At 65.4% G+C, this 25,529-nt stretch carries 25 protein-coding genes; 13 read left to right on the forward strand and 12 right to left on the reverse strand.

Going from position 1 to position 25,529, the window contains the following annotated elements; all coding sequences use genetic code 11:
• Positions 1-5: 5 nt before the first annotated feature.
• The 4 genes from ACN9MB_RS00395 to ACN9MB_RS00410 form a co-directional block, all read right to left on the reverse strand.
• Positions 6-590 carry a YceI family protein gene (locus ACN9MB_RS00395; RefSeq protein ID WP_204634893.1) on the reverse strand — a complete coding sequence of 195 codons (585 nt, stop codon included), beginning with the start codon at positions 588-590 and terminating at the stop codon, positions 6-8.
• Positions 587-1,060: a SixA phosphatase family protein gene (locus tag ACN9MB_RS00400; protein WP_204634894.1), complete on the reverse strand. Its 474-nt coding sequence runs from the start codon at positions 1,058-1,060 to the stop codon at positions 587-589. Before ACN9MB_RS00400 ends, ACN9MB_RS00395 begins: the two co-directional genes overlap by 4 nt.
• 201 nt (positions 1,061-1,261) lie before the next feature.
• Positions 1,262-1,894 carry a ParA family protein gene (locus ACN9MB_RS00405; protein WP_204634895.1) on the reverse strand — a complete coding sequence of 211 codons (633 nt, stop codon included), beginning with the start codon at positions 1,892-1,894 and terminating at the stop codon, positions 1,262-1,264.
• Between the two features lie 112 nt (positions 1,895-2,006).
• The gene (locus ACN9MB_RS00410) at positions 2,007-3,035 is read right to left on the reverse strand and encodes a hypothetical protein (RefSeq protein ID WP_426270389.1); all 1,029 of its coding nucleotides are present in this window, start codon (positions 3,033-3,035) and stop codon (positions 2,007-2,009) included.
• A 166-nt stretch (positions 3,036-3,201) separates the two neighbouring features.
• On the opposite strand from ACN9MB_RS00410, the gene ACN9MB_RS00415 reads away from it, so the two are divergent.
• The gene (locus ACN9MB_RS00415) at positions 3,202-3,402 is read left to right on the forward strand and encodes an antitermination protein NusB (protein ID WP_204634897.1); all 201 of its coding nucleotides are present in this window, start codon (positions 3,202-3,204) and stop codon (positions 3,400-3,402) included.
• Between the two features lie 62 nt (positions 3,403-3,464).
• Here the strand turns inward: ACN9MB_RS00415 and speE are convergent, their stop codons facing one another.
• Positions 3,465-4,319 (reverse strand): polyamine aminopropyltransferase, encoded by an 855-nt coding sequence (speE, locus tag ACN9MB_RS00420; RefSeq protein WP_204634898.1) that lies wholly within the window; start codon positions 4,317-4,319, stop codon positions 3,465-3,467.
• A gap of 281 nt (positions 4,320-4,600) precedes the next feature.
• Here speE and speA point away from each other — a divergent pair, with 281 nt between their 5' ends.
• The 5 genes from speA (at position 4,601) to ACN9MB_RS00445 (ending at position 10,432) form a co-directional block, all read left to right on the forward strand.
• Positions 4,601-6,490: a biosynthetic arginine decarboxylase gene (gene speA, locus ACN9MB_RS00425; RefSeq protein ID WP_204634899.1), complete on the forward strand. Its 1,890-nt coding sequence runs from the start codon at positions 4,601-4,603 to the stop codon at positions 6,488-6,490.
• A 241-nt stretch (positions 6,491-6,731) separates the two neighbouring features.
• Positions 6,732-7,517: a 3-hydroxybutyrate dehydrogenase gene (locus ACN9MB_RS00430; RefSeq protein WP_204634900.1), complete on the forward strand. Its 786-nt coding sequence runs from the start codon at positions 6,732-6,734 to the stop codon at positions 7,515-7,517.
• Between the two features lie 90 nt (positions 7,518-7,607).
• The gene (locus ACN9MB_RS00435; protein WP_426270390.1) at positions 7,608-8,348 is read left to right on the forward strand and encodes an acetoacetate decarboxylase; all 741 of its coding nucleotides are present in this window, start codon (positions 7,608-7,610) and stop codon (positions 8,346-8,348) included.
• 16 nt (positions 8,349-8,364) lie between these two features.
• On the forward strand, positions 8,365-9,555 hold the full coding sequence (locus ACN9MB_RS00440; protein ID WP_204634902.1) for a patatin-like phospholipase family protein: 1,191 nt from the start codon (positions 8,365-8,367) through the stop codon (positions 9,553-9,555).
• Positions 9,556-9,571: 16 nt separating this feature from the next.
• On the forward strand, positions 9,572-10,432 hold the full coding sequence (locus ACN9MB_RS00445) for an NAD(P)-dependent oxidoreductase (protein WP_204634903.1): 861 nt from the start codon (positions 9,572-9,574) through the stop codon (positions 10,430-10,432).
• Between the two features lie 162 nt (positions 10,433-10,594).
• Here ACN9MB_RS00445 and ACN9MB_RS00450 read toward each other — a convergent pair whose 3' ends face one another.
• The 4 genes from ACN9MB_RS00450 to ACN9MB_RS00465 all read right to left on the reverse strand — a co-directional run bounded on the left by ACN9MB_RS00450 (position 10,595) and on the right by ACN9MB_RS00465 (position 15,207).
• The gene (locus ACN9MB_RS00450) at positions 10,595-11,350 is read right to left on the reverse strand and encodes an SPOR domain-containing protein (protein WP_204634904.1); all 756 of its coding nucleotides are present in this window, start codon (positions 11,348-11,350) and stop codon (positions 10,595-10,597) included.
• The gene (gene argS, locus ACN9MB_RS00455) at positions 11,351-13,042 is read right to left on the reverse strand and encodes an arginine--tRNA ligase (protein WP_426270391.1); all 1,692 of its coding nucleotides are present in this window, start codon (positions 13,040-13,042) and stop codon (positions 11,351-11,353) included.
• Positions 13,043-13,551: 509 nt separating this feature from the next.
• Complete coding sequence (gene radC, locus ACN9MB_RS00460; RefSeq protein ID WP_426270392.1) at positions 13,552-14,223, reverse strand: RadC family protein; 672 nt, start codon at positions 14,221-14,223, stop codon at positions 13,552-13,554.
• 81 nt (positions 14,224-14,304) lie between these two features.
• Complete coding sequence (locus tag ACN9MB_RS00465) at positions 14,305-15,207, reverse strand: LysR family transcriptional regulator (RefSeq protein WP_426270393.1); 903 nt, start codon at positions 15,205-15,207, stop codon at positions 14,305-14,307.
• A gap of 112 nt (positions 15,208-15,319) precedes the next feature.
• Between ACN9MB_RS00465 and ACN9MB_RS00470 the strand changes: the two genes are divergently transcribed.
• The 5 genes from ACN9MB_RS00470 (at position 15,320) to ACN9MB_RS00490 (ending at position 21,165) form a co-directional block, all read left to right on the forward strand.
• The gene (locus ACN9MB_RS00470) at positions 15,320-16,063 is read left to right on the forward strand and encodes an SDR family oxidoreductase (RefSeq protein WP_426270394.1); all 744 of its coding nucleotides are present in this window, start codon (positions 15,320-15,322) and stop codon (positions 16,061-16,063) included.
• 48 nt (positions 16,064-16,111) lie between these two features.
• On the forward strand, positions 16,112-17,011 hold the full coding sequence (locus ACN9MB_RS00475) for an SDR family oxidoreductase (protein ID WP_204634909.1): 900 nt from the start codon (positions 16,112-16,114) through the stop codon (positions 17,009-17,011).
• A gap of 96 nt (positions 17,012-17,107) precedes the next feature.
• A complete protein-coding gene (gene coaBC / locus ACN9MB_RS00480) occupies positions 17,108-18,313 on the forward strand; it encodes a bifunctional phosphopantothenoylcysteine decarboxylase/phosphopantothenate--cysteine ligase CoaBC (RefSeq protein WP_426270395.1) in 1,206 nt (401 codons plus the stop codon).
• 8 nt (positions 18,314-18,321) lie between these two features.
• Positions 18,322-18,780 carry a dUTP diphosphatase gene (gene dut / locus ACN9MB_RS00485; RefSeq protein WP_426271965.1) on the forward strand — a complete coding sequence of 153 codons (459 nt, stop codon included), beginning with the start codon at positions 18,322-18,324 and terminating at the stop codon, positions 18,778-18,780.
• 60 nt (positions 18,781-18,840) lie between these two features.
• Positions 18,841-21,165, forward strand: a complete 2,325-nt coding sequence (locus ACN9MB_RS00490; RefSeq protein WP_426270396.1) for a phosphomannomutase/phosphoglucomutase — start codon at positions 18,841-18,843, stop codon at positions 21,163-21,165.
• Positions 21,166-21,212: 47 nt separating this feature from the next.
• Here ACN9MB_RS00490 and ACN9MB_RS00495 read toward each other — a convergent pair whose 3' ends face one another.
• From ACN9MB_RS00495 to ACN9MB_RS00505, 3 genes are all read right to left on the reverse strand, one after another.
• Positions 21,213-21,857 carry a DUF4124 domain-containing protein gene (locus ACN9MB_RS00495; RefSeq protein ID WP_204634912.1) on the reverse strand — a complete coding sequence of 215 codons (645 nt, stop codon included), beginning with the start codon at positions 21,855-21,857 and terminating at the stop codon, positions 21,213-21,215.
• A 375-nt stretch (positions 21,858-22,232) separates the two neighbouring features.
• Positions 22,233-22,880, reverse strand: coding sequence for an orotate phosphoribosyltransferase (gene pyrE / locus ACN9MB_RS00500; RefSeq protein ID WP_426270397.1), 648 nt, complete (start codon positions 22,878-22,880; stop codon positions 22,233-22,235).
• A gap of 20 nt (positions 22,881-22,900) precedes the next feature.
• Positions 22,901-23,398: a GNAT family N-acetyltransferase gene (locus ACN9MB_RS00505; RefSeq protein WP_426270398.1), complete on the reverse strand. Its 498-nt coding sequence runs from the start codon at positions 23,396-23,398 to the stop codon at positions 22,901-22,903.
• A 42-nt stretch (positions 23,399-23,440) separates the two neighbouring features.
• Between ACN9MB_RS00505 and ACN9MB_RS00510 the strand changes: the two genes are divergently transcribed.
• Entirely contained in the window at positions 23,441-24,211 is a 771-nt protein-coding gene (locus tag ACN9MB_RS00510; RefSeq protein ID WP_426270399.1) for an exodeoxyribonuclease III, read from the forward strand.
• Positions 24,201-25,520: an AmpG family muropeptide MFS transporter gene (locus tag ACN9MB_RS00515; RefSeq protein ID WP_426270400.1), complete on the forward strand. Its 1,320-nt coding sequence runs from the start codon at positions 24,201-24,203 to the stop codon at positions 25,518-25,520. The genes ACN9MB_RS00510 and ACN9MB_RS00515 overlap by 11 nt, the downstream gene beginning before the upstream one ends.
• The last annotated feature ends 9 nt before the right edge of the window (positions 25,521-25,529 follow it).

Below are 25,529 nucleotides of genomic sequence, written 5' to 3' on the forward strand. Positions count from 1 at the left end.
CCGTCTCAGTCAGCGGTGGCTGAACGTATGGGGTAATCCAGGCTGATCATCATGCCCAGCTGCACCTGGTCGGAAATGGCCGTGCGGTGGTTGCTCATGCCGAAATCGCTGCGCTGGATGGTGCCGCGCACCGAGATCACGCACTGCTGCGGCGTGTCCAGCGGGCAGTGCGAGGGAAGCACCTCGAAACGCGCCGGCTTGGTGACGCCGCGCAGGGTCAGCGTGCCATCGAGGTTGCCGCCTTTCTCAAGCATCGCCAGCGAGATGGGATCGGAGATGAAGTGGATCGAAGGAAAACGCGATGCATCGAAGAAGTCCGGCGCCAGTACCCAGCGGCGGATGCGCTCCGAACCCATGTGGATGCTTTCCACCGCGATATGGGCGTCGACGACGGCGGTGTCATGCAGGCTGCTCAGCGTGACATCGCCGTCGATCTCCTCGAAGCGGCCGTTGATCTGGCTCAGCCAGAACAGGCGGACGCCGAAATCGGCGTGCGAACGTGCGGGATCGATCCGGTAATCCGCTGCCTGGGCCGGCAGCATGGTGAGCAGCAACAGCGCGAGGCAGCAGCTGGCAAGCGGCAAACTCATGGGGACCAGAATGCATCCAGGCGGGCATTGCCCGGTTCGAGCGCACCATCGAGATGCAGTACGGCCAGGCCGGCGGGCGGCATGCCACGGAATTCGTCGGAACGGCCTTCCACCAACAGTGCCACCAGTCGTTCGATACCCGGGTTGTGGCCCACCAGTACCACCGTGCCGGCATCGCCGTGCTGATCCAGCAAGGCCAGCAGTTCGCCCGGCGTGGCGTCGTAGATATCGTCGGCGAATTCGGTGACCGGCACGTGACTGTAGGCCGCGAGTGCGAGCGCCGCGGTGGCGCGGGTGCGCTCGGACGGCGAGCACAGCACGCGATCCGGCTTCACCCCGTGCGACACCAGCCATTTGCCGGCGGCCTTGGCTTCCTGCTCGCCGCGTCCGCTGAGGCGGCGATGATGGTCGTCGGCACCCGCGGAGGCCGGCTGGGCTTCCGCGTGACGCAACAGGATGAGTTCGTGCATGTTTGGCTCCTGGGGATGCTCTGTTCTACGCGGTGACGGTGTCACCGCTTCCGTTGGCCCGCAGGCCGCGACGTGTGACGGACCCAGGCCATCGGCCTGCGCCACGCCGCGCTTCGCGCCTCGCCCACTTGCTGGACATCATGCCACCCTCACCGGACAGAACAGAGCACTCCTTGGTATTCCCCGACGTGTCGTACGCCCTCACTGCTGGCGTTTGATCCAGCGCAAGAGATGCTTCCAGTCTTCCTGGTGGCTGCGCACGTTTTCCGAGCCGTAATCGAAGATGCCCTTGCCCAGTGCGGTCAGCAGCACATAGGCCTGGCTGTCGCGCAACTGCGCCACCACTGGAAACGGCGCCTGTTCGGACAGCTGGTTCATGGCGTCCTGGCTGGCATTCGTCCACGGCTTGAGGCGGTTGCCGACCAAACCCACCGGCAACTTCCCCCGTTTGATGCGATTGATGCGTTTCAGTTCCTCGAGGAAGCCAAACGTGGCGTCGAGGTCGAAGGTTGACGGCAGCACCGGCACCAGCACGATGTCGGCCTTTTCCAGGTAAGGCTCCAGGTCTTTTTCCTGCGAACCGGCGGGCGTGTCGATGAGCACGCGCTGGGTGTCGGGAGGGAGTTTTTCCAGTGAGCGTCGGCCGCCTTCGATACCCAGTACGCCGGGCACCGTATCGGGACGGTTGGCCGCCCAGCGGAAGCCGGACTGCTGCCGGTCGGCGTCGACGATGGCCGTGTGCTTGCCATCCTGCGCCCAATGCGAGGCCAATTGCGTGACCAGCGTGCTCTTGCCGCAACCGCCTTTGCTGCTTGCTACCAGTACCGTCAGCATGATGCTGCCCCAGTGTCCAAGCCGGGACCAAGCCTACACGATGGCCCGGGCGTCGACGCAAGCATGAGTGTCGTTTCGCCGCTCATGCGTTGCGTCCGGCCAGTCCGCCGGATCAGCCGGCTTTGCCCGGTTCCCAGTCGGCCGGCGCATCCACCGGCATGTTGTAGTCGTGCAGCGCGGTGAGCACCAGGCTCATCTGGGTGCCACCCGAGCGGGCCAGCACCAGCAGATGCTGGGCCACGGCGGTATCGCCCTTGGCGCGCACCGACAGCTGCGAGAAGCTCTGCACCTGCCAGACCAGGTTGCGGCGCAGTCGCTTGGCGTCTTCCTGTTGCGCGGGATCCTCGGCCAGTACTTCACGCAGATGCAGGCCCAGCGAGCGGGCCAGCGGGCTGGAACCCCATTCCAGGAGCTTGCCCAGTTTCAGGCAATCGGCCTTGACCGCGGGCTTGTCGGCATTCTCTTCGCAGAGGCGCGAGGTCGCCTGCAAGGCCGGCTGTGGCTGGCCCTCCGCCAGGCCGAAGACCAGGGTCAGCTGCACGTCGGCGCCATTGGTGGCCGACAGCGGGCCCACCACGTTGGTGGGTGGCGGCAGTACCGTCACGGTGGTGGCCAGGGCCTTGAGGGTGGCCCCGGTGTAGTCGTCGTAAACCTTGGCCGAGGCCGCCTTGGCCAGGTCCTGGCGGGCGTCGTCGTTCTTGCCGTCGCGCAGGTCCTGGCCCAGCTTGAGCAACCATACCGCCGCATTATCCGGCGCCTGTTGCACCAATTTGGACACCGCGTCGCTGTTGGGGCAGTCCGAGGCCTTGGCGTCGCAGTCGGTCAGCCGGGCCCAGCTGATCTCCGGCCCCGCGCCCTGGGCGGCGGCGGCGCGGTCGATCAGGCTATGAAAACTGTTGAAGTCGGGCTGGTCCTGCAGCGGGCGGGCGAGCAGGGCGGCGCCCATCAGCGGGATGGGGTCGGCCTGGGGAGCGATCACGCTGACCAGGTCCTTCTGGTATTGCAGCAGCGCCTGGCGGCGGGTGCCCTGCTGGGCATCGGTGGCTCCGGCGGGAGCCTTGGCGGGCGTTTTGGCCGCCAAAACAGGGCCGGAAGCGGCCATCAGCAGCAGGGCGAAAAAGAGGGGGCGCCGTCCAAGCATCGAGTGGTCCTTACACAAAGCCAACAACCAGAATAACGTCCAAGCATTAAGCTCGCCTGATCCGCAGGACGCCAGGGGCGGGAGAATGCGTCCCGCCTTGCTAGCATGGCCGCTTCGCGACGCCCCGGGGTGACACCTCATCCTGCGCAGCACAGGAGAAGACCACGTGAACGACATTTCTTTTTTGGCCGACGGCCGTGCGGCCCCCTGGTTCGTGGGCTGGGGCACGCTGGCTTTGATCAACGCGGGCCTTGCCCAGGGCAAGAACCGCAGCGGCCTGCTGTGGTTCCTGGTTTCCTTGGTGTTCGGGCCACTGGCCACTTTGGTGCTGGTGTTGATGCCGAAGGCGCGCCAGACGCTGTTCTGAGCGGACCCAGAAACGAAAAAACCCGGTGCGTCACCGCACCGGGTTCGGGGAACCAGTAGAACTTACTCGCCCAGCGCTTCGCGCATGAATTCCGGCTGGGCCAGCGCCGCCTTGTGGATATCGGCGTTGTAGTAGCGGGTCGGGAAGTTCTTGCTGAGCGCGCCGCGCTCGCGGAAGCCGGTCAGGTCGCCACCCTTGCGCACCATCGTGCAGCTCCACCAGCCGGTGGGGTAGCAGGGCTGCGGGAACGGCAGCGTCTTCACCGCGCTGAAGCCGGCGGTGCGCATGGCCGAACGCATGGACTTGATCAGCTCCAGGTGGGCGATCGGCGATTCGGACTGCTGCACCAGGATGCCGCCGTGGCGCAGGGCCTTGTAGCAGCTGGCGTAGAAGGCTGCATTGAACAGGCCCTCGGCCGGGCCGACCGGATCGGTGGAATCCACGATGATCAGGTCGAGCGACTCGGGCTCGGCTTCGGCCATGTACTTGATGCCGTCGATGAACAGCAGCTCGGCGCGCGGGTCGTTGTTGGATTCGCACAGCTCGGGGAAATACTGCTCGGCCAGGCGCGTCACGCGTTCGTCGATTTCCACCTGCACCGCGTGTTCCACTTCCTCGTGCTTGAGCACCTCACGCAGGGTGCCGCAGTCGCCGCCGCCGATGATCACCACGCGCTTGGCGCGCGCATGGGTGAACAGCGCCGGGTGCGTCATCATCTCGTGATAGAGGAAGTTGTCGCGGCTGGTCAGCATCACGCAGCCGTCGATCACCATCAGGTTGCCCCAGTCGGTGGTCTGGTAGATCTCGATGGTCTGGAACGGCGTTTTCTCGGCGTGCAGCAGCTTCTCCACGCGGTAGCCAATGGAGGAGCCGGAGGCCTGGTGGGCTTCGGTGAACCAGCTGGGGTGCTGCGACATGGGGATGTTCCTGACCAAAAGATGGATGCAAAGAAACCGCAATTGTAGCCGAACAGGGTCTCCGGGACCGCCTGAACCGGGGCCGGTCTCCGGCACATTGTCACAAGAGCCCGTTACAATAGCCGTCCGTACCGCCGTGCCCTCCTGCCCGCGGTTCGTCAGGTCAGCCGCGGCCCCGCGGCGTGCGAGGCTTCCGGCCCGGCTGACTGGTGTTTCGTCAAGGCTCGCCGCTGCGACGACATGTTCAGGGTGTGATACGCCCGTTGCACAAGGAACCCTCCATGTCGAAGCACTGGAACATCGACGCTGCCCGTCATACCTACGCCGTCCCGCACTGGGGCGACGGCTATGTCGACATCGACGACGCCGGCCATATCGTGATGCGTCCCAAGGGCGCCACCGGCCCGGCGCTGTCGCTGCCGGCGATCGTGGATCGCGCCCGCGCCGAAGGCCTGCGCCTGCCGCTGCTCGTCCGCTTCCCCGATATCCTCGCCGATCGTTTGAAGCGTTTGCAGGACGCCTTCGCCAAGGCGATCGGCGAATGGAATTACGCGGGTGGCTATACGGCCGTCTATCCGATCAAGGTGAACCAGCAGCGCGGCGTGGCCGGCGAGCTGGTCGCCGCCGGCGAGCACGGCTTCGGCCTGGAAGCCGGCTCCAAGCCCGAGCTGATGGCCGTGCTGGCGATGGCGCGTCCCGGCAGCATCGTGATCTGCAACGGCTACAAGGATCGCGAATACATCCGCCTCGCGCTGATCGGCCGCAAGCTGGGCCTGCGCGTGCACATCGTGATCGAGAAGCTGTCCGAACTCGATCATGTGTTCACCGAAGCCAAGGCGTTGAACGTCGAGCCGTTGCTCGGCGTGCGCGTGCGCCTGGCCTCCATCGGCGCGGGCAAGTGGCAGAACACCGGCGGCGACAAGGGCAAGTTCGGCCTCTCGCCCAGCCAGGTGCTCACCCTGGTGGAACGCCTGGATCAGGCCGGCCTCAAGCACACGCTGAAGCTGCAGCACTTCCACATGGGCTCGCAGATTTCCAATGTGCGCGACATCGCCAACGGCATGCGCGAAGCCACCCGTTACTTCGTGGAGCTGAAGCGCATGGGCGTGCCGCTGGACATCGTCGATGTCGGCGGCGGCCTGGGCGTGGACTACGAAGGCTCGCGTTCGCGCAGCCATAACTCGATCAACTATTCGATCGAGCAGTACGCAGCCACCATCGTGCAGTCGCTGGCCGAGGCGGTGGCGGAAGAGAACCTGCCCGCGCCGCACATCATCACCGAAGCCGGCCGCGCGATGACCGCGCATCACGCCGTGATGGTGGTGAACATCACCGAAGTGGAGCCGGTGCCCGAGGGTCGCATCCCCGAGGCGCACGAGCATGAGCCGGCGGTGCTGCGTCGCCTGCGCGAAACCTGGGCCGAGATGGATGCGCGTCCCGCGCTCGAACTCTTCCACGAAGCACAGCACCATCTTGCCGAAGGCCAGACGCTGTACGCGCTGGGTCAGCTCAATCTCGAAGATCGCGCGCACCTGGACGACATGTACTACGCCATCGCCAACGCCGTGCGCACGCGCCTGCTGCCGGCCGAGCGTTCGCACCGCCAGGCGATGGACGAACTCGACGAGAAGCTGGTGGACAAGTACTTCGCCAATTTCTCGGTGTTCGAATCGGTGCCGGACATCTGGGCGATCGACCAGATCTTCCCGATCGCGCCGATCGCCCGCCTCGATGAAGAACCCACGCGCCGCGGCGTGATCGTGGACCTCACCTGCGATTCCGACGGCCGCATCGATGACTACGTCGATGCCGAAGGCGTGGACGTGAGTCTGCCGTTGCATGCTTTGAAGGAAGACGAGAGCTACCGCCTCGGCATCTTCATGGTCGGTGCCTATCAGGAAACGCTGGGCGACATCCACAACCTGTTCGGCGACACCGATGCGGTGAACGTACGCGTCGACGGCGATTCGTATGTTTTCGCGCATCGGCGCCGCGGCGACACCACCGACCTGATGCTCGACTACGTGGGCTACGACCTGGAAGCGCTGCGTCGCAGCTATCGCGAACGTATTGCGGCGGCGGGTGTCGAAGGCACCGCAGCAGAACAGTTGTTTGTCACCTTGAATGAAGGTCTCACCGGATATACCTACCTGTCGGAAGGTGTGCGCTGAGGCGATAGATGCTCGTCATTCCGGCGCAGGCCGGAATCCAGTTGCAGGCGTGCTTGGTTTTCGCGGAGAGCTTCATCAGCTTTTCCGCGACAGCCGAGCCATGACGCCACTGGATTCCGGCCGCCGCAGGAATGGCGGAATGGGAGTCTCGGTCCATTCGTCTTATGGATGCGCACCCCAGGCTGTGACAGCCTGACAACCGTTTTTTTGCTTTCCCCGTTCCCCATCGATAGGAGTGGTTATGGCAAGTCTCGACGGCAAGGTGGCACTCATCACTGGCGCGGCCAGTGGGCTGGGCAAGGCGATCGCCGAGCTTTACGCGAAAAACGGTGCGGCAGTAGCCATCGCCGACATCAACCAGCAGGCGGCCGATGCAGCCGCCAACGAGATCAATGCGGCCGGCGGCAAGGCCATCGGCATCGCCATGGACGTGACCAACGAAGACGCCGTCAACGCGGGCACCGACAAGGTGGTCGCGCAGTTCGGTCACCTCGACATCCTCATTTCCAATGCGGGCGTGCAGATCATCAATCCGATCGAGCAGTTCGCCTTCGCCGACTGGAAGAAGATGCTGGCCATCCATCTCGATGGCGGCTTCCTCACCACCAAGGCCGCGCTCAAGCACATGTACAAGGACGACCGCGGCGGCACCGTGATCTACATGGGCTCGGTGCATTCGCATGAAGCGTCCAAGCTGAAATCCGCCTACGTCACCGCCAAGCACGGCCTGCTGGGCCTGGCGCGCACGCTGGCGAAGGAAGGCGCCGCGCACAACGTGCGTTCGCACGTGATCTGCCCGGGCTTCGTGCGCACGCCGCTGGTGGAAAAGCAGATACCCGAGCAGGCCAAGGAGCTTGGCATCAGCGAGGACGAGGTGATCAAGAACGTGATGCTAAAGGACACCGTGGACGGCGTGTTCACCACGGTCGAGGACATCGCGCAGACGGCGTTGTATCTGGCCACGTTCCCGTCGGCCGCGCTTACCGGTCAGTCGATCGTGGTGAGCCACGGTTGGTACATGCAGTAATCGACGTATCCCGCCCGATTCAGTCGGGCGGGATTGCCGCGCCACGCGCGCTGGAACGCGACGCGTGCCGCCACTGCCCGGAGCGCTGCCATGAAGATCGCCGACGTAAAGGCCAACGCCTTTGCCATGCCCCTGACCAGTCCCGCGTTCCCCGTGGGTCCTTATCGCTTCGTCAATCGCGAATTCCTGGTCATCACCTATCGCACCGATCCGGACGCCTTGCGCGAAGTCGTGCCGGAGCCACTGGAAATCGGCGAGCCGCTGGTGAAGTACGAGTTCATCCGCATGCCCGATTCCACCGGCTTCGGCGACTACACCGAATCGGGCCAGGTGATTCCGGTCAGCTTCCAGGGCCAGCATGGCGGCTATGTGCATTCGATGTACTTGAACGATCATCCGCCGATTGCCGGCGGGCGCGAGCTTTGGGGCTTTCCCAAGAAACTGGCCACCCCGCAGCTGGATACCGAGATCGACACGCTGGTCGGCACGCTCGATTACGGCAAGGTGCGGGTGGCCAAAGCCACCATGGGTTTCAAGCATCGCCCGGCGGACCACCAGGCCGTGCTGGACTCGCTGGCGGCGCCCAATTTCCTGCTCAAGATCATCCCGCACGTGGATGGCACGCCGCGCATCTGCGAGCTGGTTCGTTACTACACCACCAACGTGACGCTCAAGGGCGCCTGGACCGGGCCCGCTTCGCTGGAACTGCATCCGCATGCGCTTGCACCGGTGGCCGAATTGCCCGTGCTCAAGGTGGTATCGGCGCTGCATTTCATCACGGACCTGACGCTCGACCTGGGCACCGTGGTGCACGACTATCTGGCCGAGTAAGGCGAGGCTGATTCGTATGGACGTCCGCAAGAAAACCAAAGCACCCGACGCTGCGGCACTCGATTCGCTGAAGCAGCACCATCAGCAATACAAGACCATCGCCCTGGTATTGCAGGGCGGCGGCGCGCTGGGCGCGTACCAGGCGGGTGTGTACGAAGCCCTGGTCGAGGCCGGCATGCAGCCGAACTGGGTGGCTGGCATCTCCATTGGCGCACTGAACGCGGCGATCATCGCGGGCAACGCGCCCGAGCAACGCGTGGCGCGACTGCACGAGTTCTGGCAGGCGATCACCCGTCCGCAGCTGATACCGACATGGTTCACCCCGCCGCTGGACCCGGGTGCCTGGGAGCTGCCGTGGCAGAACGGCCTGAGCGGCCTGGCCGCGTTGCGCGCGCTGAGCGAAGGACAACCCGGCTTCTTCACGCCGCGTCCCTTCCCGCTGATGCCGTGGCGTGCGTCGCCCACCACGGCCAGCTGGTACGACACCTCGCCGCTGAAGGCCACGCTGGAACGGCTGGTCGATTTCGACCGCATCAATCACAAGACGGCGATGCGCGTGTCGGTAGGCGCAGTGAACATCCGCACCGGCAACTTCGCCTATTTCGACAACACCGAGGGTGACCTGCGCGTCGAGCACTTCATGGCATCGGGCGCGTTGCCACCGGGTTTTCCGGCCATCGAGATCGACGGTGAGTTCTACTGGGACGGCGGCATGGTCTCCAACACGCCGCTCTACAAGGTGCTGTCCGATGCCTCGTGTCGCGACTCGCTGGTTTTCCAGGTGGACCTGTGGAGCGCACGCGGCGACCTGCCGCGCGATCTGGCCGAAGTCACCACGCGTTCGAAGGACATCCAGTATTCCAGCCGCACGCGCCTGATCACCGAATACATGGCCAACCGCCAGCGCCAGCAGCGCGTGCTGCATGATCTGATGGCCCTGGTGCCGGAAGACCAGCGTCATCATCATGCGTATCGCCAGGCGGAAATCTATGCCAGCGGCGCGCTGATCAACCTGTTCCATCTGATCTACCGCAACAAACCCTACGAAGGGCACTACAAGGACTATGAGTTCAGTGCCGACAGCATGCGCCAGCACTGGACCAGCGGCAGGGACGACATGCAATCCACGCTCGATCAGCCGGAGTGGTTCGCGAAGCCCTCGGCAGAGCATCCCTTCGTGACCCACGACGTACACTGCGACGATTGAAAACCCAGGAACACACATGAGTCTCAAAGCTGCATTCATCGGACTCGGCGCCATGGGCACGCCGATGGCCGGACATTTGAAGGATCGCGGTCTGCTCCACGCCGTGGCCAGCCGTACCCAGGCCAACGCCGACGCGGTGGCCAAGGAACTTGGCGTCATCGCGCCGTCGCTGGCGGAGATTGCCGCACAGTGCGACGTGATCGCGCTCTGCGTCACCGCCGATGCCGACGTGCTCGCCACCGTCGACGCACTGCTGCCGCATCTCAAGAAGGGCGCCATCGTGGTGGATCACTCCACCGTGGCACCCGACACGGCCAAGCAGGCCGCCGCCAAACTCGCCGCGGTCGGCGCGCATTTCCTCGATGCGCCGGTCTCGGGCGGCGTGGAAGGGGCGAAGAACGGCAAGCTCTCGGTGATGGTGGGAGGCGATGCCGACGTGCTTGAACGGGCGAGGCCGGTGCTGGAAGCGTACGCCTTGCGCGTCACCCATCTGGGCGACGTCGGTGCCGGCCAGGCCACCAAGGCAGTGAACCAGGTACTCGTCGCCGGTATCGCCCAAGGCGTGTGCGAAGGCCTCGCGTTGGCCGAAGCACTGGGCCTCGATCCGGAACGCCTGCTACCCACGCTCGGTGCCGGCGCCGCCGGCAACTGGTTCCTCGAAAAGCGCGGCGCCACCATGCTGCGCAACGAGTTCAGCGTCGGCTTCAAGCTCGGCTTGTTGCACAAGGATCTGGGCATCGTGCGTGGCATCGCCGAAAAAGCCGGCACCAACCGCAGCGTGATCGAGCGCTCACTGGCCGACTACGCCGAGCTGATGAAGCAGGGTCACGGCGATGACGACATTTCCGGTTTGATCAGGCTCAAGCGCAAGGGCTGACGCCGATCACTGTGGGAGCTCACTTGTGCGCGACGCGCCACCTCTCAGGGTGCCGCTCCGTGAGGTTGTCGCGCACAAGTGCGCTCCCACAAGAGAAGTTCCGCCCAAAGAAAAAGCCGCGCATGGCGCGGCTTTTTTTGTCGCTGCGTTGCGCGATCAGCCTTACCGGCCTTCCTTCAACGCAATCGCATTGATACCAGCAGAAGACAAACGCTGCTTGGCCGATTCCAGTTCGGTAGCCGAATGGAACGGGCCCAGGCGCACGCGGCTGTAGGTCTGGCCGTTGACGTTCACCGGCGACACGTTGGCGACGAAACCTTGCATCGCAAGTTTGGCCTTCAACGTTTCGGCATCGGACGGGCTGGGGAAGGCGCCGACCTGCAACAGGTATCCGCTGGCGGCTGGCGCAGCGGCAGCCGCTGACGGCGCGGGCGACGGTGCGCGCACCGCCGATTCCGGTGCTGGCGTGATCGCTTCGGCGACAGCGGCCGGACCGGGCGCCGGCTTCTGCGCCGCGGCCTGAGCCTGTTGCTGCGCGGCAGCCTGTTGGGCCGCCTGCTGCTTCTGCTGCTGCTCGGCCTTGGCCTGTGCGCTGATCACCGCGTCGGGGATGCGTACTTCCTTCTCCGACAGCACCGAGTAGAAGTCGTACTGGGGCTTCTTGGCCGCAGCCGGTGCGCTGTCGTTGGCGGAGGTGGATTCCGTACCCGCGGCGCCGGCATCGCTGCCGCGCTGCGCAGTGGCCTGGGCATTGGGTTGCGGGCCATCGCTGGCGCGCGGCGCCATCGGCAGATGGCCGCGCATGGCGAACATCAGCACGGCACCGATCAGGATGCCGATAACGGCCCAACCCCAGCCCGGCATGCCACCGCTGTTATTGCGGACGGCCTGTCGACCCTTGCCCTTGCGTGCTGCCATTTACATCTTCTCCGGGGCACTGAGTCCCAGCAAATCCAAACCGTTGCGTATGACCTGGCGCGTGGCGAGCGCCAGCGTGATGCGCGCGTTGCGCAACTCGGCGTCATCCACGATCCATTTGTGCTCGTGATAGTAACTGTGAAGCGCGCCGGCGAGCTCGCGCAGATATTGCGCGATCAGGTGCGGTTCCAGATTGGCGGCCGCCGCCTCCACCACTTCCGGATAGCGCGACAGCTCGGTGAACAGCACCTGTTCGTGCTCGCTGTCCAGGCGGCCCAGCTGGGCGATGCTGGCCTTGGCGTCCACCGGCGGCAGGCCGCGCTCGGCCAGTTCTTCCAGCACGCGGCTGACGCGGGCGTGGGCGTACTGGATGTAATAGACCGGGTTGTCGTTGCTCTGCGAGCGGGCCAGGTCGATGTCGAACACCAGCTGCGAATCGGCCTTGCGGGCGATCAGGAAATAGCGGGTCGCGTCGCGGCCGGCTTCCTCGATCAGGTCGCGCAGGGTGAGGTAGCTGCCGGCGCGCTTGGAGAGCTTCACCTCTTCGCCGCCGCGCATCACCGTCACCATCTGGTACAGCACGTAGTTCGGGTAACCCTTCGGGATGCCGTCATCCAGCGCCTGCAAACCGGCCTTCACGCGGGCCAGCGAGCCGTGGTGATCCGAGCCCAGCACGGTCACCGCGTTCACGTAGCCGCGCTGCCACTTGGTCATGTGGTACGCCACGTCCGGCACGAAATACGTGTAGGTGCCGTCGGACTTGCGCATCACGCGGTCCTTGTCGTCGCCGTAGTCGGTGGAGCGCAGCCACAGCGCGCCGCCTTCCTCGTACGTATGACCATGGGCGACCAGCTCGCGCACGGTCTCTTCCACCTTGCCCTGGGAGTAGAGGGACGACTCGAGGTAATAGACGTCGAAGCCGACGCCGAACGCGGCCAGATCGAGATTCTGCTCGCGGCGCAGATAGGCCACGGCGAAATGGCGGATGGCTTCCAGGTCCTCGGCGTCCTTTGCGCCCGTGACCACGTGGCCCTCCACTTCGACGCTGTCGCCGTTGAGATAGGCCTGCGCCACGTCGGCAATGTAGTCGCCGCGGTAACCGTCTTCCGGCCAGCCGGCATCGTTCGGGGTCAGGCCGCGCGCACGCGCCTGGGTCGACACGGCCAGATTCTGGATCTGCACGCCGGCGTCGTTGTAGTAGAACTCGCGCTTCACCTTCCAGCCGGTGGCGTCGAGCACGCGGGCGATGCAATCGCCGAGCACGGCGTTGCGGCCGTGGCCCACATGCAGGGGGCCGGTCGGGTTGGCGGAGACGAATTCCACGCCCGCCGTCACGCCCTTGCCGCTGTTGCTGCGGCCGTAGGCGTTGCCGTCGGCGAGCACGCGCTCGACTTCGGCGTGATAGGCGCCCGGCGCGAGAAAGAAGTTGATGAAACCGGGGCCGGCAATCTCGACCTTGCCCACCAGGGCATTGGCCGGCAGCGCGGCGACCAGCTTCTCGGCCAGTTCGCGCGGCTTGGCGCGGGCCGGCTTGGCCAGCAGCATCGCCGCATTGGCCGCGAAGTCACCGTGGTCTCGGCTGCGCGTGCGTTCGATCACGAAGTTCGGTACTTCGAGGTCGGCGGGCAGGATGGCGTCTTGCTGCAGGGTACGAATGGCCTGCAGCAGCAGTTCGCGCAGCTGTTCTTTCACGGCTCTGGGATCTGACGGCGATGGAACCCTCAATCCTATCAGACGAAGGCCCATCCAGCCGGGCTCCGATGTGTGTGGGCGTGTGCTGCGTTGCGGTGGGGAAGTCTGTGGATAACTCTGTGGGGAAGCTCCAACGTCCTGCAGGTCAGCAGGCGTATTTTCCCACGGAAATCGCAGTGTCACAAAAATTTTCCATATAAATCAGAAATATGCATTGCACATGTAAGGCCCTCGGGAGATTGTGAACGGAAAGTGCCGTCTCAGGCCAAATGTGCATAAGTCACAGAAGCCACGCCGCGGGAAGGCCTTAGGCATTTGTCTCGATCCACGTCACGAGCCTGTCATGCGGCACCGCCACACTATCTCTCGTCCCCCAGGCTCCTCCCCGCCGACGGGGTCAGGAGCACGCCGTTACTCTCCTTTCTCCCCACAAGACGGCCATACGGCGCGGATCTCCCCCCGCGCCGTTGTTTTTTTGGGCGCCAAGACTGGGGGACGCCCGCGGGCTGCTAGATCAGCCCCAGCATCGCCATCGACACCGGCTCGCCGCTGCCGATCACCAGGTGATCGAGCACGCGCACGCCGATCAGTTGCAGCGCATCCTGCAAATCCCGCGTGATGGCGCGGTCGGAGGCACTGGGCTCGGCCACGCCCGAGGGGTGGTTATGGGCAAAGATCACGGCCGATGCATTGCGGCGGAGGCAGGCGCGGACGACTTCTCGCGGGTGGACGCTGGCGCTGTCGATCGTGCCGCGAAAAAGTTCTTCGAACGCCAGCACGCGGTGACGATTGTCCAGAAACAGGCAGCCAAACACCTCGTATGGCAGGTGCCTTAGCTGGGCACGCAGATAGCTGCCGCTCTCATGTGGATTGGCCAGGGCGGGGCGGGCCGCGAGTTCTTCTGCCAGGCTGCGGCGGGCCAGTTCGAGTGCAGCGATGAGGCGAGCCCGTTTGGCCGGGCCGATCCCGCGCAAGCGAACGCTGCCGCCGGGATCGGCGAGCAGCGAACCGAGGCCACCAGCGCTGCCGAGCAATTCCCGCCCCAAGGTGATGGCGTCCTTGCCGGGCACTCCGCTGCCCAGCAGCACGGCGATCAATTCCGCCTCCGACAGCGCGGCGCAGCCGCGGGCCAGCAGTTTTTCGCGGGGCCGTTCGCTTTCGGGCCATTCACGGATGCTCATGGCGGTAAGCCTGCCGCTGACTGGTGGGCGTGCCCATCGGCCGGCATCGGCGGCCCTGTGAGCGTTCGGGCCGCAGGCGGGTCAGGTCACGGTGGGTAGCCGTGCGGCAAACTCGGCGCTCAGCCAGTCGATGAAGACACGCACCCTCGGTGACAACTGGCGGTTTTGTGGATAGAGCACGTAGACCGGCGAAGGCGTGGGCGGAAAACGCGACAACACTTCGACCAGCGTGCCGCGGGCCAGATCCTCCTGCACGCGATAGCTGGGTACCTGCACCAAGCCCAGGCCCAGTCGTGCCGTGGCGACGTACATTTCGGCGCCGGCCACGGTTACGGCGTGGGGCAACAGATGTTCGCGCACACCGCCGGCCATCTGGAATTCCAGCGGCAGCACGCTGCCGGCGGCCGACGACACGAAGGCCACCATCCGGTGCCCGTCCAGATCGTCAGGCGTGGCCGGCACGCCATGGCGTTCCAGATAGGCAGGACTGGCGTAGGTGCCTTCGGCGAGGCTGGCGATCTGGCGCCCGATCATGCTGCTGTCGGTGGGTTTGCCCACGCGCAGCACGCAATCGACGCCCTCGCGCACGAGATCGACGTAACGGTCGCCTTCGCCGATGCGCAGCTGGATATCCGGATAACGTGCGAGGAAATCGGGCAACCCCGGCAGCATGAAGTGGCGCGCGAGCACGCCGTGTACGTCCACGCGCAGCTGGCCGCTGGGACGAGCGCCGGTGAAGGCGGCCTCGGCTTCCTCGATCTCGGCCAGGATGCTCAGGCAGCGCTGGTAATAGGCCTCGCCATCCAGCGTGGGACGCACCTGCCGGGTGGTGCGTTCGAGCAGGCGCACGCCCAGCCGGGCCTCCAGCCGCTTGACCACGTCGGTGACGGTGGAACGCGGCAATTCCAGGTCCTGCGCGGCCAGGGTGAAGCTGCGGCGCTCCACGATGCGGGCGAACAGGCGCATGGCGTCGACCTTGTCCATTGTTCGCTCAGTCCGAATGATGATGACGGATTCAAGCAGATTATCCGCCAACAAGAAAAGACCATCCTTTGCTCACGCCGACAACGGTCGGCCCCTTCAGAGGATTTTCCCCATGTCTGCCAAGCAAGAATCCAAGGTCGCCATCGTCACCGGCGCTTCCCGCGGCATCGGTGCCGCCGTGGCCGAACGACTGGCCCGCGACGGTTTTACCGTCGTCATCAACTACGCCGGCGATGCCGCCTCGGCTGAGGACCTCGCCCGCAAGATCGAAGGCGAGGGCGGGCGTGCATTGACCGCTCAGGCCGACGTGGCCGACCCGGCCGCCGTACGCCGCATGTTCGATGCGGCCGAAACCGCCTTCGGCGGCGTCGATGTGCTGGTGAACAACGCGGGCGTCATGCAGCTGGCGCCGATCAGCGACAGCGACGATGCACTGTTCGACCGCACCATCGCGATCAACCTCAAGGGCACCTTCAACACGCTGCGTGAGGCGGGCAAGCGTCTGCGCCAGGGTGGCCGCATCGTCAATTTCTCCACCAGCGTGGTGGGCCTGAATTTTCCGGGCTACGGCGTGTACGTGGCCACCAAGGCCGCCGTGGAATCGATGACGCACGTGCTGTCGAAGGAACTGCGCGGCCGCGCCATCACGGTCAATGCCGTGGCACCGGGCCCGACGGCGACGGATCTGTTCCTCAAGGGCAAGACGCCCGAGCAGATCGATCAGCTCGCCAAGGCCGCGCCACTGGAGCGCCTGGGCACGCCCGATGACATCGCCAGCGTCGTGTCCTTCCTCGCCGGTCCCGACGGCGCCTGGGTGAATGGCCAGGTGTTGCGCGCCAACGGCGGCCTGGTCTGAGTTCCCTTCCACACATCGCCACGCGATGTTCTTCCCGGAGTACGCATCATGAAGTACGTCATCGTCATTACGGGCGCCTCGAGCGGCTTCGGCCTGATGAGCGCGCGCGCGTTGGCCCACGCCGGTCATACGGTCTATGCAGGCATGCGCGAAACCCACGGACGCAACGCGGCCCGCGTGGAGGAGCTGAAGCAGTATGCGAAGGAGCACGGCGTGGACCTGCGCGCCGTCGAGATGGATGTGGCTTCGCAAGCGTCGGTGGATGCCGCCATCGCACACATCATCGGCGAACAGCAGCGTCTCGACGTGGTGATCCACAACGCCGGCCACATGTCCTACGGCCCGGCCGAAGCGTTCACGCCGGAGCAGTTCGCCCAGCTCTACGACACCAATGTGCTGAGCACGCAGCGCGTCAACCGCGCCGCGCTGCCGCAGTTGCGCAAGCAGGGACGCGGACTGGTGGTGTGGGTCTCCTCCAGCAGCGTCCGCGGCGGCACGCCGCCCTATCTGGCGCCGTATTTCGCGGCGAAGGCGGGCATGGATTCACTGGCAGTGAGTTATGCCGGCGAGTTGGCGCGATGGGGGATCGAGACGTCCATCGTGGTGCCGGGCGCCTTCACCAAGGGCACCGAGCATTTTGCCCATGCCGGCGCGCCGGCAGATGAAGCCGTTGCCAAGACGTATGCCGAGGGCCCCACCGCCGACTTTGGCGAGGTCGCCTTCAAGGGGCTGGCCTCGCTGGAACCGGCGGATGCCGATCCGGAAGCCGTGGCGCGGGCCATCGTCGAGGTGGTGGACAAGCCCTTCGGCAAGCGCCCGTTCCGTGTACATATCGATCCGTCCGAGGACGGCGCCGAGATCGTCAACGGCGTGGCCGATCGCGTGCGTGCGGAGCTGCTGCGCCGCATCGGTCTGGAGGACATCCTGCATCCACGCGTCACGGCCTGAGCATCGGGCGGCCATGCGCCGCCCGCCATCGTTTCACCGAGACGCAGGAATGATTCCGGTAAGCTACGGCACCAAACGGTAGTCAGGCCCTATCACATGAGTCTTGCCCAACGCCGCATCCTGCTGGGCGTATCCGGCGGTATCGCAGCCTACAAATCGTGCGAACTGGTTCGCCGCCTGGGCGACCTCGATGCCGAGGTCCGCGTGGTGATGACCGAGAACGCCGCGCACTTCGTGAGCGCGACGACATTCCAGGCCCTGTCCGGCCAGCCGGTGCGCAGCAGCCTGTGGGATGCCGAGGCCGAAGCGGCCATGGGCCATATCGAACTGGCGCGTTGGGCCGAGCGCATCGTCATCGCACCGGCCAGCGCCGACCTGATCGCCCGCCTCGCCCACGGCATGGCGAACGACTTGCTCACCACCGTCTGCCTCGCCAGCGCCGCGCCGCTGTACGTGGCGCCTGCCATGAACCAGCAGATGTGGGCGCATCCGGCCGTGCAGGCCAATGTGGAAACCTTGCGCCAGCGCGGCGTGCACATCCTCGGCCCCGCGTCGGGCGACCAGGCCTGCGGCGACATCGGCTCGGGCCGCATGCTCGAACCGTTGGAGCTGCGTGCCGCCATCGTTGGCTCGTTCGGCAACGAAGTGCTGCGCGGACTGAAGGTGGTGGTCAGTGCCGGACCGACCTACGAAGACATCGATCCGGTGCGCTTCATCGGCAACCGCAGCTCCGGTCGCATGGGTTTCGCCGTGGCCGAGGCTGCAGCACAGGCCGGTGCCGAGGTCACGCTGGTCGCCGGTCCCGTGAGCATGGCGACGCCGCCGGGCATTGCCCGGCGCATCGACGTGCGCAGCGCCGAACAGATGCGCGACGCGGTGGTAGGGGCATCGAACGGCGCGCACATCTATATCGCCGCGGCCGCGGTGGGCGATTACCGCCCCGCCGAAGTGGCCGAGCAGAAGCTCAAGAAGCACGACGGCCAGCCGCTGGAGCTGCGTCTTGCCGAGAACCCGGACATCCTGGCCACGCTGGCTGCGCAAACCGTGCGCCCCTTCTTGGTCGGATTCGCCGCGGAAACGCATGATGTGGAGCGCTACGCGCAAGACAAACTCAAGCGCAAAGGATTGGACATGATTGCCGCCAACCAGGTGGGCGGTGGCCTCGGCTTCGAGGCCGCCGACAACGCTCTTACGCTGTACGGTCCCGAGGGGGCCATCGAACTGCCGCGCGCTTCGAAGACGGAGCTGGCGCGCCAGCTGGTGGCCAAGGTGGCCGAGCGTTACCGGGCGGTGCGCCCGTGACGGCTGGCGTGGGCATCGACGTCGAGCTGAAGATTCTCGATCCGCGCCTGGGTGATTCGATTCCGCTGCCGCAGGCGGCCACCCTCGGTAGCGCCGGCATGGACCTGCGCGCCGCCATCGAGGCGCCGTTGACGCTGCAGCCGGGTGAAAGCGTGCTGGTGCCCAGCGGCATGGCCATCCATATTGGTGACCCGGGTTGGTGCGCGCTGATCGTGCCGCGTTCGGGCCTGGGCCATAAGCACGGCCTGGTGATGGGCAACCTGGTGGGTGTGATCGATGCGGATTACCAGGGCCCGCTGATGATTTCATGCTGGAACCGCGGCGCGCAGCCGTACACCATTGCGGTGGGCGATCGCATCGCCCAGCTGCTGCTGGTGCCGGTGGCGCAGGCGCGGCTGAAGGTGGTGAAAGAGTTCGCGCCATCGCAGAGGGGCGAGGGCGGCTTCGGTTCGACCGGCGTCAACTGAATGGTGCGGGCGTTCGCGTCCGCGCTCGAAGCGACCAGATAGCCTGTGCGGGGACAGGACATGGCCAAGATCTTCAACACCGGCACTGCCGGATCGATCGACGGGCGCCGCCTGCTGCCGCTGGCGGCGGGCACGTTGCTGGTGCTCGCCGGCTTCTTCTGCCTTTGGCAGACCTGGCAGATCTTTGACGAGGGCAGCGCCGTCGAACGCGTGCACGCGGCACAGAAGCAGGCAGTCGATGCGGTGGCGGCGGAGATCGCCAGCGAACGCGGCCGCGTGGAGGCAGCCGTTCACACGATGGATCCGGCCCACATCATTGCCGACCCGGCCCAGGCTGCCACCGAACTTCGCCAACTCGTCCCGCAAGCGCAGGCGGTCGAGGTCTACAGCGGCAGTCTCGACGAAGTGCTGCACGCCAACTATCGCGTGTTCGGTTACGGCAAGGCGGCCCAGCTGATGGCGGCGCAGAGCGCAGACGGCAAACCGCTGGCGCAAAGCGTGCCCGATACCAAGGGCTCGCGCGTGCTGTCCATCGTGGTGCCAGTGGGTCCTGCCGCGCATCCGCAGGCGTGGGTGTGGACCGCGTTGCCGTTCACTCCCGTGCAGCAGCGCTTTGAATCCATCGCCACCGCGGGCGGCCGACTGGAACTACGCCAGGGCGACGATCGCGGCGATATGCGCCTGCTTGCGTCGGGCAGCCCCTCGGCAGAGCGCGAAGCCAACGGCATCGCCGTCGATGGCAGCACCTTCAGCATTCTCGCGGCCCTGCCGACCGCCTTCATCGTGCTGCCCCATGTGTGGCCCCTGACCGCCGTATTGGGTCTGCTGTGCCTGGCCGCCGGCATCTACCTGATCTGGATGCGCAATCGTCCGCGGAGTCGCCGCGTTCGCGAGGAACTGGCGGAGCCCGTGCTGGCCGATCTGCTCGATACGCCAGTGGAAGAAGAAGCGCCCGTTCGGCCGGTGCGTCTTGCTCCGCCCAAACCGGCCCCTGCAGCGCCCGCTACCATCGATCCGGCCATCTTCCGCGCCTACGATGTGCGCGGCGTGGTGGGCAAATCGCTGACCAAGGAAGTCGCGCGCCTGCTGGGTCTGGCCATCGGCACGGTGATGCGCGAGAAGGGCCTGCCGGAAATCGTGGTGGGACGTGACGGCCGGCTTTCCGGCCCGGAGTTGGCGGGGGCGTTGTCCGATGGATTGCGCGAAGCCGGCATCGACGTGATCGATCTTGGCGCCGTGCCCACGCCGGTCGTCTATTACGCGGCGTACCGATTCAACACCGGTTGCGGCGTGGCGGTGACCGGCAGCCACAATCCGCCGGACTACAACGGCTTCAAGATCGTGGTGGGCGGCGAGACCCTGGCCGAAGGCGCCATCCAGGACCTTTACCAGCGCATCGCGGGCAACCGCCTCGAGCGCGGCGGCAAGGGCAATCTGCGCCATGTCGACGTATTGCCCGACTATGTCGATCGCATCACTTCCGATGTGCAGGCGGAGCGTCGCCTCAAGGTCGTCATCGACAGCGGCAATGGCATTGCCGGCGCGGTAGCCCCGCAGGTGCTGGAAGGTATCGGCTGCGAGGTCATTCCGCTGTATTGCGATGTCGACGGCACGTTCCCGAACCATCACCCCGATCCGTCCGATCCGCACAACCTTGAAGACCTGATCTTCGCGGTGAAGCAGACCGGCGCCGACCTGGGCCTCGCTTTCGACGGCGATGGCGACCGCCTCGGTGTGGTGACCAAGGATGGCGAGATCATCTTCCCCGACCGCCAGCTGATGCTGTTCGCGCGCGATGTGCTGTCGCGCCAGCCAGGCGCCACGGTCATCTACGACGTGAAGTGCACCGGACACCTCAAGGGCGTGATCCTCGATGCCGGCGGCAGTCCGATGATGTGGCGCACCGGCCATTCGCTGATCAAGGCCAAGATGCGCGAGACGGGTGCGGAACTGGCCGGCGAGATGAGCGGCCACTTCTTCTTCAAGGAACGCTGGTACGGTTTCGACGACGGCATCTATGCCGCCGCGCGCCTGATGGAAATCCTCGCCGGCGACCTGGAAGAGCGCACGCCCGAAGAGATCTTCGCCACCTGCCCCAAGGGCGTGTCCACGCCGGAACTCAAGGTGGAGATGGCCGAAGGCGAGCACTACCGTTTCATCGAGGCGTTCCGCCAGAAGGCGAGCTTCGGCGACGCCACGCTCACCACCATCGATGGCGTTCGCGCGGACTGGTCCGATGGCTGGGGCCTGGTGCGCGCTTCCAACACCACGCCGATCCTGGTCCTGCGCTTCGACGCGAACAACGACGCGGCGCTCGCGCGCATCAAGAAGGTCTTCCGCGAGCAACTGCTGGCGACCGACCCTTCGCTGAAGCTGCCGTTCTGAAAAAAAGCCCCGGACATGCCGGGGCTTTTTCGTTGCCAGAACGCCGCTTACTGGCCCTGTTCTTCCTTGGCCTGGGCGGCCTTCAAATCGCGATAGTGGATCAGGTCCTGCGTGTTCTTCTGCACCTGGGCGTCCCGCGCAGTCTGTTCGCGCTCCAGCGCCTCGCGCTGACGGGCCACCACGTCGCGCTGCTTGGCGATGCCTTGGGTCAGATAAGGCGGCACCGGCTGCTTGGCGCGTTCGATATCGCCCGCCCGGGTCAGCAGATCCGTCAGCGCCTTCTCCTGGCTGCGCAGGTTCGAACGCGTGGTGTTGATCTGCTGGTCGAGGCTGTCGAGATTTTCCTGCTGCAAGGTCTTGAACGACGCCTCGGTGGGATAGGCCGCGAGCATCTGCGCGTCGCTGCGCTTGCGCTGTTCGGCCGCACGGTCCAATACGGCCTGCTGCTCGGCCGCCTTCTGCGCGGCGGCGCGTTCTTCCGGATTGAGCTGGCGGTCGACATGCTGGACGACGATGCCGCGATCGTTCACCAGTTCGTAGCCGTACTTCATGGCATCGGAAGTGAGGCTGTCGCTGTAGTGCGGCAGGCCAGCCGCATCCTTCCAGCGATACCGATAGGTCGGCGCCTTGTTCTGGGCGTGCACGAAAGTGGTCAGCGCGAGCAACGCGATGACGAAAGCTGTTTTACGCATGAATTCCCCCTTAGAGCCTGTTCAAGACCTCCTCGTGGCCCGCGCCGGGAGCTGTTTGCGCGCAGGACAAGGAAGAATGAAGGAGTGTACGTCCGTACACGACTGAATGATGACGCCGGCCTGTGGGCAAACAGCCCCGGCCCGGAGGGTTGTTCTTGAGTGGCCGCCAGGCGGCAGCGCGCGGCTTGACCTGCCCACCAGGCAGGCGCTGCGCCACGCACTGCCGCCTGGCGGCCACTCAAGAACAACGCGGGCTACGAGGAGGTCTTGAACAGGCTCTTATGGGCGGAAGTATAGCGGCCGGAACCGTGACAGCTTGAGGTTGGCACGATGCCAGGCATGGCGATGTGATCGGTTTCGCCAACGCCCGGGCGTTCAGGCATTCACGCCGTACTGTTGCCGGTACGACACCAGTCGCGCGTGTTCGGTGGCGAGCTCCGGCCGTTCCCCCGCATAGGCGAGCACGTCGCCCAGGCTGGTGATGGCGATCACCGGGATGCCGAACTCGGCGGTGACTTCCTGGGCGGCGGACAGGTCGGTCTGGCCGCGCTCCTGGCGGTCCAGCGCGATCAGCACGCCGGCCGGCGTGGCGCCCTGCGCACGGATCAGCGCCAGCGATTCGCGCACGGCGGTGCCCGCGGTCATCACGTCGTCCACGATCAGCACGCGGCCCTTCAGCGGGGCGCCCACCAGCACGCCGCCTTCGCCGTGATCCTTCGCCTCCTTGCGGTTGTAGGCCCAGGGCAGATCGCGGCCATGCTGGTCGGCCAGCGCAATCGCCGTGGCGGCGGCCAGGGCGATGCCCTTGTAGGCCGGGCCGAACAGCATGTCGACCTCGATCCCCGAGTTCACCACGGCGGCGGCATAGGCGCGACCCAGCTGGCCGAGCGCGGCGCCGGAATCGATGCGGCCCATATTGAAGAAGTAGGGGCTCTGGCGGCCAGACTTCAGCGTGAAGTCGCCAAAACGCAGCACGTCGCGCTGCAGAGTGAGTTCGATGAAATCGCGCTGGTAGTCGTGCACGGCGGGTTCTCTGGTGGGGATCAGGTAGGCAGGGCACCCAGCATCACGTGCTGCGGCCCGGAACGCCCGCCATGGTACAGCCCGCCGGTCTCCTGGAAGCCGGCGCGCCGATACAGGGCGAGCGCGGGCGTGTTGCGGACGTTCACGGTCAGCACCACGTCGCACGCATCGGGATGGCGCTGCTTCAGATCGCGCATCACCGCGACCAGCGCGAGCGTACCCAGGCCCCGGCCTTGCCAGCGCGCGTCGATGAAGAACGAGCGCAAGCCCAGCGTGGCGCGCTCGAAATCCCGGTCCGCGATGCTGCGCGGCTGCCGCTCGATGCGGTAGAACCCGATCGGTTCGTCATCGCACAGAATGGCCATGGCCTGGCTGCCCTCGCATTGCGCGGCATCGGCCAGCGAGACGGCGACGGGCCCGACGAAATCGCGCTGCGGTTCATGCACCTGCAACTGCAATAGCGTGGGATAGCGGGTAGCGTCGGCCGGCACGACGCGGATATCGGGGTGATCGGACATGATTGCTATGATGGCCCATCCCCGGGATCCAGAGCACCTGACATGCGCATCATCAGTCTCAACGCCAACGGCATCCGCTCCGCCGGTACCAAGGGCGTATTCGAGTGGCTTCGCAAGCAGAAGGCCGACGTGGTCTGCCTGCAGGAGACCAAGGCGCAGGAAGACCAGCTGTCCGATGCCATGTTCCGCCCCGATGGGCACCACTGTTTCTATCGCGATGCCTGCAGCAAGAAGGGCTATAGCGGCGTGGCGATCTATGCCAAGCGCGAGCCCGACGAAGTGCGCACGGCGCTGGGCTGGGAACCGTTCGACTGCGAAGGCCGCTATATCGAGGCACGTTTCGGCAAGTTGAGCGTGGTGTCGTTGTACGTGCCGTCGGGTTCATCGGGCGATGAGCGGCAGCAATTCAAGTTCAAGGTGATGGACTGGATCGCGCCGATCTTTGCTGAATGGATGAACAGCGGCCGCGACTACGTGCTGTGCGGCGACTGGAACATCGTGCGCAGCGAGCTGGACATCAAGAACTGGAAATCCAACCAGAAGAATTCCGGCTGCCTGCCCGAAGAGCGCGCGTGGCTCAACGACCTGGTCGACAAGCACGGCTGGGTCGACAGCTACCGCACGCTGCACCCCAAGGGCGAGGACTACACCTGGTGGTCGAACCGCGGCAACGCGCGCGCCAACAACGTGGGTTGGCGCATCGACTACCAGATGGTCACGCCCGGCCTGCGCGATCGCCTGAAGCGCTGCTCGGTCTACCGCGATTCGTGGTTCTCCGACCATGCGCCATATACGGTCGACTATGCCGACTGAGGCCAGCGCGCCGGCAGCACGCAAGCCGTCGGTCTGGCGCTCGTTCACCGAACCGGCGGCGTGGACCATGTGCCTGCTGGGCTTTTCCTCCGGGCTGCCGTTCCTGCTCGTATCCGTCACGTTGTCCCTGTGGCTGAAGGAAAACGGCATTGCGCTGAAGAGCGTGACGATGATCGCCAGCGCAGGCATGACCTATGCGCTCAAGTTTCTATGGGCGCCGTTGCTCGATCACTGGCGGCTTCCGCTGTTCACGCGTTTAGGCTTGCGTCGCGGCTGGCTGCTGTTTGCGCAGCTGGGTGTGCTTTGCGGCCTGTTGTTGATGGCCGCCTTCACCCCGCTTCAGTTGCAGCCCTTTGTGTTGGCGACCCTGCTGGTGGCGTTCATGGGGGCGACCCAGGACATCGCCATCGATGCCTATCGCATCGAGATCGCGCCGCCTTCGGCCCAGGGCGCGCTGGTGGCGACCTATGCGCTGGGTTACCGGTTGGGTCTGCTGCTGGGTGGCGCCGTCGCGCTGATCCTGGCCGACCACATTCCGTGGTCGTGGATTTACGTGGCCATGGCGGTGGCGATGGTGTTGCCGATCGTCACCACACTCTTCATGCGTGAACCGACCGTCGCCCGATCGACGCCGCTCGGTTGGCGCATGGCGATGCGCGAAAGCGTCATCGACCCGTTCACGGATTTCTTCCGCCGATACAGCTGGGTAGTCGCCGGGCTCACGCTGTTGTTCATCCTGCTCTTCAAGCTGCCCGAGCAGTCCATCGGTACGATCTTCAACCCGTTCATGCGCGACATGGGTTTCAGCAAGACCGAAATCGGCGCTGTCACCAAGATCTATGGAGTCTGGATCGGCATCGCTGGCGCGTTCGTCGGTGGTGCGTGCGTGGCCCGCTGGGGAGCCTGGCAGACCTTGGGCGCGTGCATCGTACTGGGTGCCTGCAGCAACCTGCTTTACCTTCTGCTGCTGGGCAACCAGGGGAGTCTCGCGGTACTGACCTTGGCGATCTCCGGGCAGAACTTCGCCGAAGGCATGCTTGGGCCGCCAACCGTCGCCTTTCTCTCGCTGTTGGTGAACCGCCAGCACACGGCCACGCAATATGCGCTGCTGAGCTCGCTGGTCAACCTCCCCGGCAAGGTCCTGGGCTTCTTTGCCGGCGGCCTGGTTGCCGTCATCGGGTATGGCGGGTACTTCGCCATTACCGTGATTTCGATGCTGCCGGCGATGCTGTTGTTCGCCATCCTGTGGCCGCGCTTCAGCAAGGAGCGCCCCGGGGACATCGCCGAAGCGAAAGAACCTTCTACGTGAATCAGCCAA

The sequence above is a fragment of the Dyella kyungheensis genome, assembly GCF_049913195.1.
In the GTDB taxonomy this organism is placed as follows: Bacteria; Pseudomonadota; Gammaproteobacteria; order Xanthomonadales; family Rhodanobacteraceae; genus Dyella; species Dyella kyungheensis.